The organism is Acinetobacter sp. SH024, assembly GCF_000163635.1.
Classification (GTDB): Bacteria; Pseudomonadota; Gammaproteobacteria; order Pseudomonadales; family Moraxellaceae; genus Acinetobacter; species Acinetobacter pittii.
This window is the reverse complement of record NZ_GG753604.1, coordinates 160,353-175,492: the sequence shown is the minus strand read 5'-3', so window position 1 is coordinate 175,492 and position 15,140 is coordinate 160,353. Positions and strand designations below refer to the sequence as shown.

16 protein-coding genes are annotated in these 15,140 nt (G+C 38.9%); 8 read left to right on the top strand and 8 right to left on the bottom strand.

Annotated elements, in window-relative coordinates; genetic code table 11:
• Positions 1-5: 5 nt before the first annotated feature.
• Complete coding sequence (locus HMPREF0013_RS21870; RefSeq protein WP_002116028.1) at positions 6-1,019, bottom strand: methyltransferase; 1,014 nt, start codon at positions 1,017-1,019, stop codon at positions 6-8.
• Between the two features lie 64 nt (positions 1,020-1,083).
• The gene (locus tag HMPREF0013_RS21865; protein ID WP_002116159.1) at positions 1,084-2,442 is read right to left on the bottom strand and encodes a uracil-xanthine permease family protein; all 1,359 of its coding nucleotides are present in this window, start codon (positions 2,440-2,442) and stop codon (positions 1,084-1,086) included.
• 178 nt (positions 2,443-2,620) lie between these two features.
• Between HMPREF0013_RS21865 and typA the strand changes: the two genes are divergently transcribed.
• The 3 genes from typA to HMPREF0013_RS21850 all read left to right on the top strand — a co-directional run bounded on the left by typA (position 2,621) and on the right by HMPREF0013_RS21850 (position 5,623).
• Positions 2,621-4,456, top strand: coding sequence for a translational GTPase TypA (typA, locus tag HMPREF0013_RS21860; RefSeq protein ID WP_002116501.1), 1,836 nt, complete (start codon positions 2,621-2,623; stop codon positions 4,454-4,456).
• Positions 4,457-4,711: 255 nt separating this feature from the next.
• Positions 4,712-5,143 carry a large conductance mechanosensitive channel protein MscL gene (mscL, locus tag HMPREF0013_RS21855; protein WP_002116334.1) on the top strand — a complete coding sequence of 144 codons (432 nt, stop codon included), beginning with the start codon at positions 4,712-4,714 and terminating at the stop codon, positions 5,141-5,143.
• A gap of 135 nt (positions 5,144-5,278) precedes the next feature.
• Positions 5,279-5,623 (top strand): gamma-glutamylcyclotransferase family protein, encoded by a 345-nt coding sequence (locus HMPREF0013_RS21850; RefSeq protein WP_002116214.1) that lies wholly within the window; start codon positions 5,279-5,281, stop codon positions 5,621-5,623.
• Between the two features lie 14 nt (positions 5,624-5,637).
• Here HMPREF0013_RS21850 and HMPREF0013_RS21845 read toward each other — a convergent pair whose 3' ends face one another.
• Positions 5,638-5,928, bottom strand: a complete 291-nt coding sequence (locus HMPREF0013_RS21845) for a peptidylprolyl isomerase (RefSeq protein WP_002051379.1) — start codon at positions 5,926-5,928, stop codon at positions 5,638-5,640.
• Positions 5,929-5,947: 19 nt separating this feature from the next.
• Complete coding sequence (gene mutM / locus HMPREF0013_RS21840; RefSeq protein WP_002116055.1) at positions 5,948-6,772, bottom strand: bifunctional DNA-formamidopyrimidine glycosylase/DNA-(apurinic or apyrimidinic site) lyase; 825 nt, start codon at positions 6,770-6,772, stop codon at positions 5,948-5,950.
• Between the two features lie 75 nt (positions 6,773-6,847).
• Here mutM and HMPREF0013_RS21835 point away from each other — a divergent pair, with 75 nt between their 5' ends.
• The 4 genes from HMPREF0013_RS21835 (at position 6,848) to HMPREF0013_RS21820 (ending at position 11,833) form a co-directional block, all read left to right on the top strand.
• Positions 6,848-7,414: a DNA-3-methyladenine glycosylase gene (locus HMPREF0013_RS21835; RefSeq protein ID WP_002116032.1), complete on the top strand. Its 567-nt coding sequence runs from the start codon at positions 6,848-6,850 to the stop codon at positions 7,412-7,414.
• 134 nt (positions 7,415-7,548) lie between these two features.
• Positions 7,549-9,735 (top strand): TonB-dependent receptor family protein, encoded by a 2,187-nt coding sequence (locus HMPREF0013_RS21830; RefSeq protein WP_002116187.1) that lies wholly within the window; start codon positions 7,549-7,551, stop codon positions 9,733-9,735.
• A 9-nt stretch (positions 9,736-9,744) separates the two neighbouring features.
• Positions 9,745-10,896, top strand: coding sequence for an NADH:flavin oxidoreductase/NADH oxidase (locus HMPREF0013_RS21825; protein WP_005804681.1), 1,152 nt, complete (start codon positions 9,745-9,747; stop codon positions 10,894-10,896).
• Between the two features lie 13 nt (positions 10,897-10,909).
• On the top strand, positions 10,910-11,833 hold the full coding sequence (locus tag HMPREF0013_RS21820) for an AEC family transporter (protein WP_002116119.1): 924 nt from the start codon (positions 10,910-10,912) through the stop codon (positions 11,831-11,833).
• A 32-nt stretch (positions 11,834-11,865) separates the two neighbouring features.
• Here the strand turns inward: HMPREF0013_RS21820 and HMPREF0013_RS21815 are convergent, their stop codons facing one another.
• The 4 genes from HMPREF0013_RS21815 to HMPREF0013_RS24785 all read right to left on the bottom strand — a co-directional run bounded on the left by HMPREF0013_RS21815 (position 11,866) and on the right by HMPREF0013_RS24785 (position 14,630).
• Positions 11,866-12,690, bottom strand: a complete 825-nt coding sequence (locus HMPREF0013_RS21815) for a tetratricopeptide repeat protein (RefSeq protein ID WP_002116390.1) — start codon at positions 12,688-12,690, stop codon at positions 11,866-11,868.
• Positions 12,691-12,874: 184 nt separating this feature from the next.
• Positions 12,875-13,585: a DsbC family protein gene (locus tag HMPREF0013_RS21810; protein WP_002116329.1), complete on the bottom strand. Its 711-nt coding sequence runs from the start codon at positions 13,583-13,585 to the stop codon at positions 12,875-12,877.
• 146 nt (positions 13,586-13,731) lie between these two features.
• Positions 13,732-14,454 (bottom strand): YgfZ/GcvT domain-containing protein, encoded by a 723-nt coding sequence (locus HMPREF0013_RS21805; RefSeq protein WP_002116094.1) that lies wholly within the window; start codon positions 14,452-14,454, stop codon positions 13,732-13,734.
• Positions 14,455-14,513: 59 nt separating this feature from the next.
• The gene (locus tag HMPREF0013_RS24785; RefSeq protein WP_002116161.1) at positions 14,514-14,630 is read right to left on the bottom strand and encodes a hypothetical protein; all 117 of its coding nucleotides are present in this window, start codon (positions 14,628-14,630) and stop codon (positions 14,514-14,516) included.
• A 38-nt stretch (positions 14,631-14,668) separates the two neighbouring features.
• On the opposite strand from HMPREF0013_RS24785, the gene HMPREF0013_RS21800 reads away from it, so the two are divergent.
• Complete coding sequence (locus HMPREF0013_RS21800) at positions 14,669-15,121, top strand: SRPBCC family protein (protein WP_014207573.1); 453 nt, start codon at positions 14,669-14,671, stop codon at positions 15,119-15,121.
• The last annotated feature ends 19 nt before the right edge of the window (positions 15,122-15,140 follow it).

The window sequence follows — 15,140 nt, the reverse complement described above, 5'->3', positions numbered from 1 at the left end:
GTTTGTTATGCACAGGCATATAACACCTTAAAGCCTTGATGATCAGTTTTAATCTGGCACTGACCAAAGTGCTTCTCAATTAAGATCGGATAGTTTAAAAAACGGTTTGCTACAATCCATAGCTCACCTGATGCCTTTAAATGTTTTTTAGCGTTCTGGCAGAGTCCTTCACTTGCATCATAGTTGGTATGAATACCCTGATGAAAAGGGGGATTACTGACAATGGCATCGAGTTCTGTTGGAGCGTCTGCAATTCCTGTAACAGGCTGCAATCTCAACTGGTCTGAACCTATTCCATTTCGACTAAAAGTCATTTCCGTTGACCGTAAAGCGAAAGCATCAATATCTAGGGCATGAATAATATTACTTGAATTTATTTTTGCCAAATAGCAACTGATAATTCCAGCACCACACCCGAAGTCGGCAATTCTACCTGATTTCACCTGATTAAGATAAGGGAGTAAAACAGCAGTTCCGACATCTAGATGATTTTGACTAAATACACCGGGAAGGGCACAAATCGTAAGCTCTTGTTCATTAACATGAACAGTGTAAGTTTTAAGCCAACTTTCGAGAGGTTTAAGCTGTTCTGTTTTTTCAATCTTTAAGTGCCATAGCTGACAGTGACGTGCACTATCAAGTTTAAGTACTTTGCCGAAGCTTTGTAATTGTTTGGCAGCGCGTTCAACACCACCTTTTTTTTCACCTACTAAAAAAACAGACTGAGCAGTTTTAAGATTGCTCATTACGACATGCAATATGTAATTTAACAGTTCTTTAGATTTGGGAACAAAAATGACAGCTTGATCGAATTCTTGTAATGGAAACTCAACTGAGAAATGCGCATTTGTTCCACTATTTATAAAGCTCTGGTAGTCAGCATGGTTCCATGTCCAGACTGACGCATCAATATCAGCTGGTAGTTGACTAACTAAGGCATCATTCGGTGCATTAATGAACAAGATTCTACCTTTTAAATAGTCTTGCTGTCTTAATATCACTTCACTTCTAGGATCCATGTACATCTCTCATGAAGAAGAATGCCCAGTGGAAACTGGGCAGTAATCAAAATTAAAAAAATAGTTATTTATGTGTTTCAGGAAGTACAACATTTAAAATTAATGCTGCTATACCACCCGTCGCTACGCCAGAGCTAAAAATATTTTTAAATAATTCTGGTAGGTGTTCCAAAATTTGAGGAACTTGAGCAACACCCAAACCTAATGCAAGTGAAATTGCGATAATCAAAAGTGCTCTGCGATCAAGGTGAATCGATGAAAGAATGTTAATACCTGATGCAGCAACCGCACCGAACATGACCATCACAGCACCACCTAAAACTGCTTGAGGAACTGCTTGTATTACACCAGCTACTGCTGGAAATAAACCCAATAAAATAAGTAAAGCAGCAATCCAGATACCCACATAACGACTTGCAACCCCAGTGAGTTGGATTACACCATTATTTTGAGCAAAAACAGAACTTGGGAAAGTATTAAATAATCCAGCTAATAAAGAGTTTGCACCATTTACTAAAACACCGCCTTTAATGCGTTTCATCCATTCTGGACCATTAACGGGTTGGTTTGAAAGTTTACTGGTTGCAGTCACGTCACCAATCGCTTCTAAAGATGTAACTAAATAGATAAAAGCCATTGGAATGAATAAGCCCCAAGAAAAGCTTAAACCAAAGTGCATTGGCGTTGGAATCTGTACAAGAGGCGCATCTTTAATACCTGAGAAATCTAGGTAACCCATAAATCCTGCAAGAATGTAACCAATTACTAAAGCAATTAAGATTGCTGAACTTTTAATCCAAACCACCCGAATGCGGTTTAGCACAATAATAATAGCAAGTACGGTACATGACATAATAAGGTTGTCTGCACTTGCAAAAGTATGGTCTTGCATGGCTTGGTAGCCACCACCCATACTAATCAAGCCTTCCTTAATAAGCGTTAAGCCAATTAATAGAACAACAATACCAGTCACCAAGGGAGTAATTAATCTTTTTACCCATGGAAGAATTTGCGAAACACCCATTTCAATAAAGGAGCCAGCAATTACTACACCAAAAATTGCAGCCATAACTTGGTTTACAGGAGTTCCTGCGGCAACCATTGCACTACCAATACCAATAATTGGTCCAATAAAGTTAAAGCTTGTGCCTTGTACAATCAGAAGACCTGCACCAAACGGGCCGACTTTTTTACATTGAAGAAATGTAGCAATACCCGAAATCACCAAAGACATAGATAAAATCATGTTAGTTTCGGTGCGTGATACGCCTAAAGCTAAACAAATTAAAAGCCCTGGTGTAACAATTGGTACAATAATCGCAAGCAAATGCTGGAAAGCTGCTAAAAAAGCGATCAAAGGTTTTGGTCGATCATCTAAGCCATAAACAAGGTCAAGATGGTCTTGAGAGTGTTGATTGGACATGGGTGTAGGTACGCCGCAATTTCGCAAATTGGCGCTATTCTAATCGAGATACCTATCTTTACAAAACGAAATACAGGCTATTGGAAAATTTTTTTGTCAATGTCAATAAACTGTCACTACTCAAGAGTAGTGTTTTTCTGTATAATTTGCCCTCAAATTTCAGGCGTTTCGAATTTTCATGTCAGATATCAAAAATCTCCGTAATATCGCAATTATTGCGCACGTCGACCACGGGAAAACCACACTTGTCGATAAACTACTTCAGCAATCTGGTGCTCTCGGTGAACGAGCAGGCGAGATTGAGCGTGTCATGGACTCAAATGCGCTTGAAAGTGAACGTGGTATTACCATTCTTGCAAAGAACACTTCTATTACTTGGTTAGATAAACGTACTGATACAACTTACCGTATCAACATCGTGGATACCCCGGGACACGCCGACTTCGGTGGTGAAGTAGAACGTGTTATGTCGATGGTTGACTGCGTATTACTTTTAGTTGACTCTCAAGAAGGCCCAATGCCACAAACTCGCTTTGTGACACAAAAAGCCTTTGCTCGTGGTTTAAAACCAATTGTTATTATTAACAAAGTTGACAAACCAAGTGCACGTCCAGATTGGGTTATTGATCAAGTATTTGATTTATTTGATAACCTTGGTGCAACTGATGAGCAATTAGATTTCCCAATCGTTTATGCATCAGGTTTACGTGGTGTAGCGGGTCCTGCTCCAGAAGAACTTGCAGAAGACATGACTCCGTTGTTTGAAACGATTGTAGATATCGTTGAACCACCAGCAGTTGACGTTGATGGTCCATTCCAAATGCAGATTTCATCACTTGACTATAACAGCTTCGTAGGTGTTATCGGTGTTGGTCGTATTCAACGTGGTTCAGTAAAATTAAATACTCCTGTTACTGTAATTGACAAAGAAGGCAATACACGTAACGGTCGTATCTTAAAAATCATGGGTTACCATGGTTTAGAGCGTATTGATGTTGAGTCAGCATCTGCTGGTGATATCGTATGTATTACTGGTATCGACGCACTTAACATTTCTGACACGATTTGTGATCCGAAAAATGTTGAAGCATTACCAGCTTTATCTGTAGATGAACCTACAGTATCTATGACTTTCCAAGTAAACAACTCTCCGTTTGCTGGTAAAGAAGGTAAGTTCGTAACTTCACGTAATATCCGTGAACGTCTTGATCGCGAATTAATTCATAACGTAGCTTTACGTGTTGAAGACACTGACAGTCCAGACCGTTTCAAAGTATCTGGCCGTGGTGAACTTCATCTTTCAGTTTTAATTGAAAACATGCGTCGTGAAGGTTTCGAAATGGGCGTATCTCGTCCACAAGTAATCATCAAAGAAATTGATGGTGAAAGACAAGAGCCTTATGAAAACGTAACTTTTGACGTTGAAGAACAGCATCAAGGTGCTGTAATGGAACAAATGGGTCATCGTAAAGGCGAGATGACCAATATGGAAGTTGACGGTAAAGGCCGTATCCGTATTGAAGCAACTGTACCTTCACGTGGTTTGATCGGTTTCCGTTCTGAATTCTTGACCATGACTTCTGGTACAGGGATCATGACTTCAAGCTTCTCGCATTATGGTCCTGTTAAACAAGGTACTGTTGCGAAACGTCAAAACGGTGTATTGATCTCTATGGTTCAAGGTACTTGCTTGGGCTATGCATTGTTCAGTTTACAAGACCGTGGTCGTTTATTCGCTAAACCACAGTTAGAAGTTTACGAAGGTATGATCGTGGGTATTAACTCTCGTTCAGACGATATGGTTGTAAACCCGACTAAAGCGAAACAATTAACTAACGTTCGTGCATCTGGTACAGATGATGCTTTAACTTTAGTACCTGCAATTGAATATACGCTTGAACAAGCGCTTGAATTCATTGAAGACGACGAATTAGTTGAAGTAACACCTAAATCAATCCGTATCCGTAAGCGTTATTTAACTGAAAATGAACGTAAACGTAATCGTGATAAATAATTTTTCTTAATTGAAAAAGAAGAAACCGCTAAATTAATTTAGCGGTTTTTTTAATCGTTATATTTGAAGTTAAAGTAAGCTTAAAATCATATTTTTCTTGTAAACGAATATGTTGTTAAAGTGTGAAATAGCTTTCTTTTTTTGATAAAAATATTAAATTATCAATATCATGGCGAGAACTATCTAATTCGATAAGATGCCAATGAAAAAGAAAAATATGACGTGTTTCTGCCCCCGACATCTGGAGATGTTTAGATGAGTATTATTCAAGAATTTAAAGAATTTGCCGTTAAAGGCAATATGATGGATTTAGCCATTGGTGTGATTATTGGTGGTGCTTTTGGCAAAATCGTGGACTCTTTAGTGAAAGATATTATCATGCCACTTATCACTGTAATTACTGGTGGTGGTGTTGATTTTTCACAAAAATTCATTGTATTAGGTGCAAACCCTAATAACTTGCAATCTTTAGATGCTTTGCAAAAAGCAGGTATTAATGTTTTAACTTATGGTAATTTCCTCACCATTTTAATTAACTTTATTATTCTGGCGTGGGTTGTGTTCTTAATGGTGAAATTATTAAATAAACTTCGCCGTAATAAAGAAGAGCCAGAGGCTCCAGCTGCAACTCCAGAAGACATTCAATTGTTGCGTGAAATTCGTGATGAGTTAAAAAAGCAAGCTTAATAAGATTTGAAATAAAAAACGGTGCCTTGAGTACCGTTTTTTATTACTTAGTATTTTATGTTGTACTAAAACTATTGGTAACATTGCCAGTAGAGAGAATTTCAACTCAGCATATTGTAAAAGGTATATAAATTAATGAATCAGCTTTTTGTGTATGGCACTTTATGTCCGAATAAAGCAAATGCTCATATTCTTGAACAAATTGGCGGTAGTTGGACCAAAGCCAGTGTAAGAGGTGTGATTCATATTTTAGATTGGGGGCCAGACAAAGGGTTAAAAGCGCTTGAGTTAGATTCGGAAGCAGATTGGGTAGAGGGCTATTTGTTTAGCACAGAAAAACTTGCTGAAAACTTGCAGATGCTTGATGACTTTGAGGGTTTTCAATACCAACGTGTCATCGCAAATATAAAATTAGAATCAGGCGATTATGTTAAAGCCTGGACATATCAGCTGAATGCACAGGCTTCTGAAAAACGATAGTTAAAATTATGGAATCAACGTAAGCTGCCCATTCTAAATTTAACTTCTAAAAGATGATAGCCAAACTGGCTTTTGATTGGACCTTGTAACACACGTTCAGCAGCTGTAAAAACAACTTTGTCGATGACGGGCACCAATTGCCCTTTTTTGACTTCACCAAGTTCACCACCACGTTTTGCCGAATTACAGGTAGAGTATTGCTTGGCAAGTTTGGCAAAGTCAGCGCCACTTTGAAGCTTCTTTTTTAGCTGCTCAGCTAAGTCTTTATCTTTAACTAAAATATGTCGGACAATTGCTGTTTGCATGTTGTCTTCCTCCAAAAAATTAAGGCTTTCTCAGCTTTTTAAGCGGTTGGCACTGTGGGCAAAATACACTGGCACGCTGACCAAGTTTTAAGTTTTCTAATGTGGTTTCACAGTTAACACACATTTCTCCAGCACGACCGTAAGCAAGAAGTGTTTGCTGGAAATAACCATTTTCTCCCATGGCATTGCTGTAGTCTCTTAATGTCGAGCCACCTAAATCAATTGCCGACTTTAAAATGCGTTTAATCTCGACAACAAGTTTTTCAATTTGTTGCATAGTCAAATCGCCAGCAGGCTGAGCTGGGTGAATGCCTACATTAAATAAGCTTTCAGTTGCATAGATATTGCCTACACCAACCACTACATGATTATCCATGAGTGCAATTTTTATGCCGACAGACTTATTCTTGAGCTTAGAAGCTAAATATTCTGCATGAAAATCAGTACTTAAAGGTTCAGGCCCTAAAGTATCTATGAGTTTGCCTTGAGTCTCGGGATTAAGCCAAAGAATACAACCGAAACGGCGAGGGTCATGGTAACGTAATTGCTGATCTTCAAATTGAATAATCAGATGGTCATGCTTTCTCAGTTCGTCATTTGGCTCGGTTAGACGAAAGCTTCCTGACATGCCTAAATGCCAAAGCATTTGATCTTGTTCAAACTTTGCCAAAATATATTTTGAACGTCGATTTAACCCAATGAGACGTTGCCCAACAAGTTTCTGAACATCATCTGGTATAGGCCAGCGTAAGCTAGGATTGCGTACTTCAACACTTAGAACTTTTTGATTCAATAATGGAAATAAACTGGTTTTGGTGGTTTCGACTTCGGGTAACTCAGGCATGCCAACTCGCAGAATTAACAGATATACTGGATTAATCAAGTATAACGTGTGGTATGTAATATTTCAGAGATTACTATGTCAGATATTTTACCATTAAGCTGGTTTCAACGTGAAACCTCAGAAGTAGCTTATGATTTAATCGGCTGCGTATTGTGTAAGCGACAACCTGATGGCCAAGTGATCCGCTGTACAATTAGTGAAACTGAAGCTTATTTGGGCGTTCGTGATAAAGCTTGCCATAGTTACAATGACAAACGCACCGCTCGAACAGAGGTAATGTATTGCTCTGGTGGCATGATTTACGTCTATTTAATTTATGGCATGTATGAAATGCTCAATCTTATTACTCAGACAGAAGGTGTGCCTGAAGGGGTAATGATTCGTTCTGCATTTTTAAATAGTGCTTCAACTAAAAAAGACTATAAGCTTTTAGCTGGACCCGGCAAATTGACACGCTATTTAGGGATTGATCGGACTTTAAAAGGACAAACCTTGGGAGAGGAGTCTGGACTGTGGGTTGAAGCGGCATCAACGCAACCAGAAGTAGTTCTAACGCCACGGATTGGAATTGATTATGCCGAAGAAGCAAAACATTGGCCTGAACGATATTGCTGGAAAGATCATCCATCTTTGAGTCGATAATTTTAATCTGGAAATCAATTTTTAGATATTGGTGAAGAGTGTTCCAGATTTACAACAATGCAGATCGAATTCAATATCCAGACAAGACACCGCTTTTTGTTATCATAACTACAATATAAATAAAGGAAATAAGCATGTCCTTATTACGCTTAGACCGACTGCATTACTGTATTTTGATGAGTATGGGCTGTATTTCTAGCCCACTTGTTTGGGCAGAAGATTTAACACAAGACGTAACTGTATTGCCAACATTACATGTGGAAGCAACCCGTACCGATACAACCTATTTGCAGACACCGGCCTCGGTTTTTCGGATAGATGCACCTCAAGTTGATACTTCTTCACAAGTAAATTTAACCGAAGTTGTGAAAGGTGTACCGAGTTTGCAGATTCGTAATCGTGAAAATTATGCCCAAGATTTACAGCTCTCTATGCGTGGTTTTGGTGCACGCTCTACTTTTGGTGTCCGTGGTATTCGCCTTTATGTCGACGGTATTCCTGCAACAATGCCGGATGGACAAGGCCAAACGTCTAATATCGATTTAAGTAGTCTGGACCATGTTGAAGTTCTAACAGGACCTTTTTCTTCACTTTATGGAAACTCATCGGGTGGGACAATTTTAACTTCTACTAAAGAAGGGCAAGGCAAAGATTCAATTGAGCTGAGCTATTCGGGAGGCAGTCACGATAAAAGCCGAGCAGGGCTCGTGCTACAAGGTGGAGCAAAGGGTGCGAATGAACCAAGCTATGTTATTAGTTCATCGTATTTCGATACTGATGGTTACCGAGAACATAGCGGTGCAGAAAAAGTACTAAATAATGCAAAGCTCAGTTGGAATCTTGATGATGGTAGTAAAATCAACTGGGTAACCAACTACGTAAAAATTCATGCAGACGATCCGCAGGGACTAACGCATGACCAGTGGAATGCTAATCCAAAGCAACAAGTTCCATTTTTAAAGCAATTTAATGTCCGTAAAGATATTGAACAAACTCAAACGGGTGTGACATGGGCTAAACCGATTAATGATAAAAATGAACTGTATGCTATGGCATATTTAGGTAATCGCCAAGTCACTCAATATCAATCTATACCTAAAGGTGAAGTGAAGCTAGAAGAGGGTAAGCCTATTTATTCAGGTCAAGCCAGCCCAAAGCATGCTGGTGGAGTCATTGATTTTGAGCGTAATTATTATGGCGCTGACTTCCGCTGGACGGGTAAAGAGTTACTTCCAAATACTACTCTAAGCATTGGTGTTGCACTTGATATAATGGATGAAGAACGTAAAGGCTTTGAAAATTTTAATGTAAACAATGTTTATGGTGTTAAAGGTAATTTACGCCGTGATGAAGATAATACTTTGTGGAATATCGATCCCTATTTACAAGCGTCATGGCAGTTCTTACCAACGTGGCGTTTAGACACGGGGGTACGCTATAGCAATGTCCATTATAAATCAAAAGATCATTTTACTTCAGGACCTGATCAGTATGGAACTGTGAACGGTGATGATAGTGGCAAAACAAATTACGATAAAGTTTTGCCCTCTGCTGCTTTAAGCTGGCAAATTTTACCTGAACTGATGGCCTATGTGAGTTATGCCAAAGGATTTGAAACGCCAACTTTTACTGAAATGGCATATCGTCCAGATGGAGAAAGTGGTTTTAATTTTGATTTAACGGCATCAACAAGTGATACCTATGAAACAGGCTTAAAATCACAAAACCAATTAGGTGATTTTACTTTGGCAGTTTTTCAAACTAAAACCAAAGATGACATCGTTTCTGCAGGTAACTCAAATGGCCGATCAACCTTCCGCAATGCAGATAAAACCTTACGTGAAGGCGCCGAGTTTGCATGGAATAAAAAGTTGTGGCGAGATTTAACAGCGACTGCAAGCTATACATATTTAGATGCAACTTTTGATGCTGATATTCCAGCTTTAGGAAGTATTGCTCAAATTCCAGCGGGCAATGCTATCCCTGGAATTGCTAAAAACCAAGCTTATGCCTCTTTAGCTTGGCAGCCATCGCACGGTCTATATGGCGGTGTAGATGTACAGTATATGGATAAAGTATACGTGAATGATACCAACAGTGACGCAGCACCAAGCTACAGTGTAACCTCAGCTAATGTGGGTTATGCATGGGTAATGGGCGACTGGAAAGTGAATAGCTTTGCCCGTGTAGATAACCTATTTGATAAAAACTATGCAGGTTCAGTGATCGTAAATGATTCAACTCAACCAGTTGGACGCTACTTTGAACCAGCGGATGGGCGTAACTGGAGTGCAGGTTTACGTGTAATTAAGCAATTCTAGGAATTAAAAATGGCAAAATTATTTGAAACGGTTAACTTTGGTTCACTACAACTGGTCAATAGAATTGTAATTGCTCCGATGTGCCAATATTCGGCAACAGATGATGGTGAAATTACCTATTGGCATGAACAGCAATGGGCAAATTATGCATTATCTGGCGCTGGGCTTTGTATTGTAGAGGCGACTGCTGTACAACCTGAAGGTCGGATTAGCTATGCTGATCTTGGGCTTTGGAATGATCAACAACGTGACAAAATTAAAACGTTGTTAGCTAAGGTTCATACACTTTCACCAATGCCATTTGGAATTCAGTTAGCACATGCAGGGCGTAAAGCATCTACTGAAAAACCGTGGTTAGGTAAAGGTCAGATTGCAAAAGATCAGCCTCATGGTTGGCAAACGGTTGCACCAAGTGAAAGTACTTTTTCTGTTCATGATGCAGCACCCCATGCTTTGACCATTGCTGAGATTAAACAGGTTCAACAAGACTTTGCAGCAGCTGCAAAACGTGCTGTAGAAGCTGGGTTTGAGTTGATTGAAGTTCATGCTGCACATGGTTATTTACTTCATCAATTCTTATCGCCAATTGCCAATCAGCGTACTGATGAATATGGCGGTTCTTTAGAAAACCGTATGCGTATGACTCTTGAGGTTCTTCAGGCAATTAAACTCGCTGTACCTGAAGGTTATCCTGTTGGTGTTAGACTCTCTGCGACTGATTGGTTAGAGAGCATCGAGCACTGGGATGTTGAATCTACAGTGGGTTTATCAAAAGCTTTAGAGCAATTGGGCGCAGCCTATGTGCATGTGTCTAGTGGTGGTTTGCACGAGCATCAATCTATTACGATTGGGGCAGGTTACCAAGTTCCATTTGCTGAGCAAGTCAAAAAGCATGTGTCCATTCCAGTTATTGCTGTAGGGTTAATTACTGAGCCAGAACATGCCGAACAAATTTTGGAAAACCAGCAAGCTGATGCTATTGGTCTTGCTCGTGCAATGTTGTACGACCCAAGATGGCCTTGGCATGCAGCAGCGGCTTTAGGGGCAGAAGTGAAAATTGCACCTCAGTATTTACGTTGCCAACCACATGGATTAAAACAACTTTTTAACTCTTTTAATTGTATTGGGCAAAGTCATCTTTGCCCATTTTTCTTTCGCTAAGTGAGGACGGTCAGTGGTTTTTCAGGTTATTTTACCTATCTTGATATTGCTATTGATGGGCTATGTTTGTGTCCTCATTAAATTGGTAACACCTGAACAGATCAGGGCTCTTAGCGCATTTGTAATTAAAATTTCCTTACCAGCTTTTTTAATCCATTCCTTGGCAAATAAAAACTTACAAGACATTTGGCACCCAGCTTATTTTCTTGCGTATGGCGGTGGATCTTTAATTTTATTTTTCTTGGCTTTTATTCTCTATCGAAAATATTTTAAAAATAGTTTAACCCATAGCGCCGTGATTTCGATGGGCGCATCTATGTCCAATACTGGATTTATGGGAACAGCTATTTTAACCATGTTGATAGGTAATCATGCTGCTATTTATATTTCTTTAACACTCATCATTGAAAATTTATTGATTGTGGCGCTGATGCTCATTCTGGCCGAAGCTGGTTTACATCAACAACAAAATCTTTTACCGCTGTTAAAACAGACTTTTTTAAACTTACTCAAGAACCCTGTCATTATCGCTATTTTGGTTGGGATGGGATGCATTCTTTTAGATGTTAATCTTCCTGCAACGCTTGACCAATCTTTAGAGTTACTTGGGCGTACAGCTTCGCCTTTGGCCTTGTTTGCAATTGGCGGAAGTTTAGTAGGTATTGGAATAACAACGGTAAACATAGAAAGTGTTTTGTTAGCGACATTTAAAGTTGTGCTAATGCCATCTGTTATTTTTACACTTTTTTTAATAACTCCAAATGTAAGCCGTGAAATGCTTTACGCAGGAACATTAATCGCTGCTTTACCAATGCCGATTGCTTTCGGAATTTTTGGACAAGCCTATGGCTTAAATGAAAAAGCGTTAACACCGCTTATGATTAGTACAATTGTCGGTTTTATTGGGGTGAGCTGGCTTATTGCTTTGTGGTGGTAAAAGAAAAGCCCCATAAGGGGGCTCATCATTTATTATTTTTTCGGTGCTGGCTGTGCGGGAGCATTTGCAGCCTGTTTGCTCTTTTCTGCAATAATCTTATCAACCGAAGCTAACGATTCTTTAGCATTTGGAACATTTTGATTGGCAAGTTCAGTAAAGATTTTTTTAGCCTGTGGTAAGTTTTGTGGAATGATATTGCCATTCGCCATCATGGTTGCTAAAGCCATAGACGCAGGCGCATAGCCTTTTTGAGCAATTGACTGTAAAGCTTCGATACCTTGGCGTTTCATTAAAGGATTTTTATTTTCAACCCCTTGGCTAATGTCATAGAGTGCTTTGACCTGAATAGCAGGGTAGTTACCTTTTCGAATTAAAGGCGCCAATTTTTGAAGGGCAATTTGATGTGACTGCGGTTTTTTCTGAGCAAATAAAATTGTCGCAATTTTCACAGTTGCATCATCAGAACCTTGAGCCGATGCCTTTTGAACATATTGACTGAATTTGTTGCTGTCTTTGGCAACCCCTAATTCACCAGTCTCATAAATTTGTGCAAGTGTGTAACTCGCTTGGGCGTAACCTTTATTTGAAGCATCCTCATAATATTTAAGAGCTTTAGAAGAGTCTTTTGCTGTACCTTGGCCCATTTGAGTCATATAGCCTAAGTTATAGATAGCTTGGGCATTACCTGTTTGGGCGAGGCGTTGCATTTCTTGAAATGCAGCGGAGTAGTTTTTTGCTGCGTAGAGTTGTTCAGCTTGTTTAAAAACATCGGTTTTAGCAGCAGTCGCTGTGTTATCAGCTGCAAAAATTGATGCACTTGAAAGGGTGATTAGGCTTGCGATTAGTAATTTCTTCATTTCTTTTTAACCTTTTACTTCGTAGCTACATCAATCCATTGATGCATGAAAGAGTTTCAATTTCTCATCATAAATATTGATTGCTGAAAGTAAACAGCCGATTTGTATATAAAGCACTGCACTTTGGGCAAATTGTGGAGAAAAAATACCCACTCACATTCATATAACGGAGTGGGTAATATTATTATTTTGCTGACTGAAGTAATGCTTCAATTTGTTTGGCATCACTTGGTACACCAGAGAGTCTTTGGCCATCTTGCAAGAACAGGGTAGGTGTTCCATCGATATTTAATTTTTGACCTAAAGCAATATTTTTCTGAATTGGGCTTGAGCAACTTTTGCTATTAGTCGGTAATTTGCGATTAAGCATATAGTTTGTCCAAGCTTCTGCCGGATTCTTTGAACACCAGATTTGATTTGAAACTTTTTCAGCATTTGGATGCAAACTAGTAAGAGGATAAAGGAACACATATACGGTTACGTTATCAACACCAACCATATTTTGTTCTAGGCGCTGGCAATAAGGGCAATCTGGATCACTAAAGACATAGAGCGTACGTTCGCCTTTACCTTTTACATATTTAATCGCCTGATTTAATGGCAAACTTTTAACGTCAATCTTACCCAATTCGGCAATACGTTCTTCAGTCATATTTTTTTGTTGTTTGATGTCGACTAAATTACCAACAAAAAAGTACTTCGCATCTTGATTAGTATAAACAATACGGCCGCTTGTATAGACTTCATAAATGCCTTGCACAGGCGATTGATAAACACCTTTTACAGGCAAATCGGGATAATTCGTCTTAAGATTTTGTTCAAGGGTTTTAACATCAGCATGAGCAGAACCGAAAATAGCCAGACTCAACATGAGTGTAGCAAGTTTAGTTTTCATCTTTTTTCTCTTTAATTTCAACAGGGCTAATGATGGCATATAAAGCTTAAAAAATTGATGTTCTAATCTAATGAAATCATTAGTGTTTTGTATCTATAAAAAAGCCCACTAACTTAGCAGTGGGCAGTTTGGACTAATAAAAATTATTATTGTGGTCTTGCAACATCACCACTTAAAGCTTCAGGTAACTCAAGAACTTGAAGTCCTAACTCTTGTAGAGCAGCAGGTTTAGCAACAACTAAAGCAAGATAGCTTTCATCATTTGCAATACTATTGACGACTTCAACATCGTTATTTAATTGAGTTGCTGAAGCAGGCGCTTCACCTGTGCCTTGTACAAGATGTAACCAGTGTTTTGGTTTTGCTTTAAACCAAAGACGCGCCACAATTTCCTGACCTAAGTAACAACCTTTGTCGTAATTGACGCCTTCACGTTGATGTAAACGCAATTCTTGGGGCTGGAATTCATGTTCAGTAGCCTGTGTAATCCAAGCTTGACCAGTCATAATGGCTTGTTTTTGCCATTCTGAAATATCAGTTTCAGCAGTAGTGAATTCAGTTTGATGATTCACAACTTTTGGGAACACAGCGCCTTGTTCACTTAAGGTCATTTTTGAAAAGGCGCCATATTTTTTAATGTGCTTGGCAAACTCTTCAGCTTGATCTTGAGTAACTACAATTTCAAAACTTTCAGGATTCATCTTCTTTAGCCATAAGCCAAAATGAATACGACCTTTAAGATCACAAATAGCTGTATAGCGAGTTTCATTTTCAGCTAAACGTTCAGTATCTACAGTAACTTGGCCTTGTAAAAACTTTTGTGCATCTACACCGTTTAAAGCATATGAGGAGAAAGCGAGCAGACTCATGATTAATCTCAAATTCAATATGTTTCTTTATGATTGCTGACTATTTTGCTCCATTTTTACTAAAAAATCAGCCATAGTTTTCGTAATTTGAGTTTGTCCTGAAGCTGGCTTTTTTGTTTAAAAAAACACCAAAAATATACGTTCGGATAAATCGGAAGGTTTAAGCTAATAGCCATAATTTCAATAATTTTAAGGAAATTAAAATAAGGAGAATATGATGGCAACAGGTACAGTGAAATTTCATCGCGTGTTTAAGGCACCAGCCGAGCGAGTCTATCGTGCATTTTTAGATCCAGATGCTTTAGTCAAGTGGTTACCGCCCCACGGTTTTACTGCGAAAGTTCATAGTTTTGATGCAAATGTTGGTGGCTCATACAAAATGAGTTTTACCAATTTTTCAACAGGTTCAACCCATGCTTTTGGCGGAACATATGTGGAATTAGTTCCAAATGAACTAATTCGCTACAACGATCAATTCGATGACCCAAATTTACCCGGGACTATGCAGGTTACTATTACATTAAAAAGCGTATTGGTAGGTACAGAAGTGCATATTACGCAAGAAGGAATACCTGAAGTTATTCCTGTGGAAGCCTGCTATTTAGGGTGGCAAGAATCCCTATCTTTGCTTACCTTATTGATTGAAGCTGAAATTCCAGATCAATAAAGTTACTCTGCTTTTCTTA

Coding starts and splice junctions, on each gene's coding strand:
- HMPREF0013_RS21805 (WP_002116094.1), bottom strand. CDS start 14,454: ATGAGTCTGCTCGCTTTCTCCTCATATGCTTTAAACGGTGTAGATGCA.
- HMPREF0013_RS21870 (WP_002116028.1), bottom strand. CDS start 1,019: ATGGATCCTAGAAGTGAAGTGATATTAAGACAGCAAGACTATTTAAAA.
- HMPREF0013_RS21830 (WP_002116187.1), top strand. CDS start 7,549: ATGTCCTTATTACGCTTAGACCGACTGCATTACTGTATTTTGATGAGT.
- HMPREF0013_RS24785 (WP_002116161.1), bottom strand. CDS start 14,630: ATGGCTATTAGCTTAAACCTTCCGATTTATCCGAACGTATATTTTTGG.
- HMPREF0013_RS21800 (WP_014207573.1), top strand. CDS start 14,669: ATGATGGCAACAGGTACAGTGAAATTTCATCGCGTGTTTAAGGCACCA.
- HMPREF0013_RS21845 (WP_002051379.1), bottom strand. CDS start 5,928: ATGCAAACAGCAATTGTCCGACATATTTTAGTTAAAGATAAAGACTTA.
- HMPREF0013_RS21810 (WP_002116329.1), bottom strand. CDS start 13,585: ATGAAAACTAAACTTGCTACACTCATGTTGAGTCTGGCTATTTTCGGT.
- HMPREF0013_RS21825 (WP_005804681.1), top strand. CDS start 9,745: ATGGCAAAATTATTTGAAACGGTTAACTTTGGTTCACTACAACTGGTC.
- HMPREF0013_RS21815 (WP_002116390.1), bottom strand. CDS start 12,690: ATGAAGAAATTACTAATCGCAAGCCTAATCACCCTTTCAAGTGCATCA.
- typA (WP_002116501.1), top strand. CDS start 2,621: ATGTCAGATATCAAAAATCTCCGTAATATCGCAATTATTGCGCACGTC.
- mutM (WP_002116055.1), bottom strand. CDS start 6,772: ATGCCTGAGTTACCCGAAGTCGAAACCACCAAAACCAGTTTATTTCCA.
- HMPREF0013_RS21850 (WP_002116214.1), top strand. CDS start 5,279: ATGAATCAGCTTTTTGTGTATGGCACTTTATGTCCGAATAAAGCAAAT.
- HMPREF0013_RS21835 (WP_002116032.1), top strand. CDS start 6,848: ATGTCAGATATTTTACCATTAAGCTGGTTTCAACGTGAAACCTCAGAA.
- mscL (WP_002116334.1), top strand. CDS start 4,712: ATGAGTATTATTCAAGAATTTAAAGAATTTGCCGTTAAAGGCAATATG.
- HMPREF0013_RS21865 (WP_002116159.1), bottom strand. CDS start 2,442: ATGTCCAATCAACACTCTCAAGACCATCTTGACCTTGTTTATGGCTTA.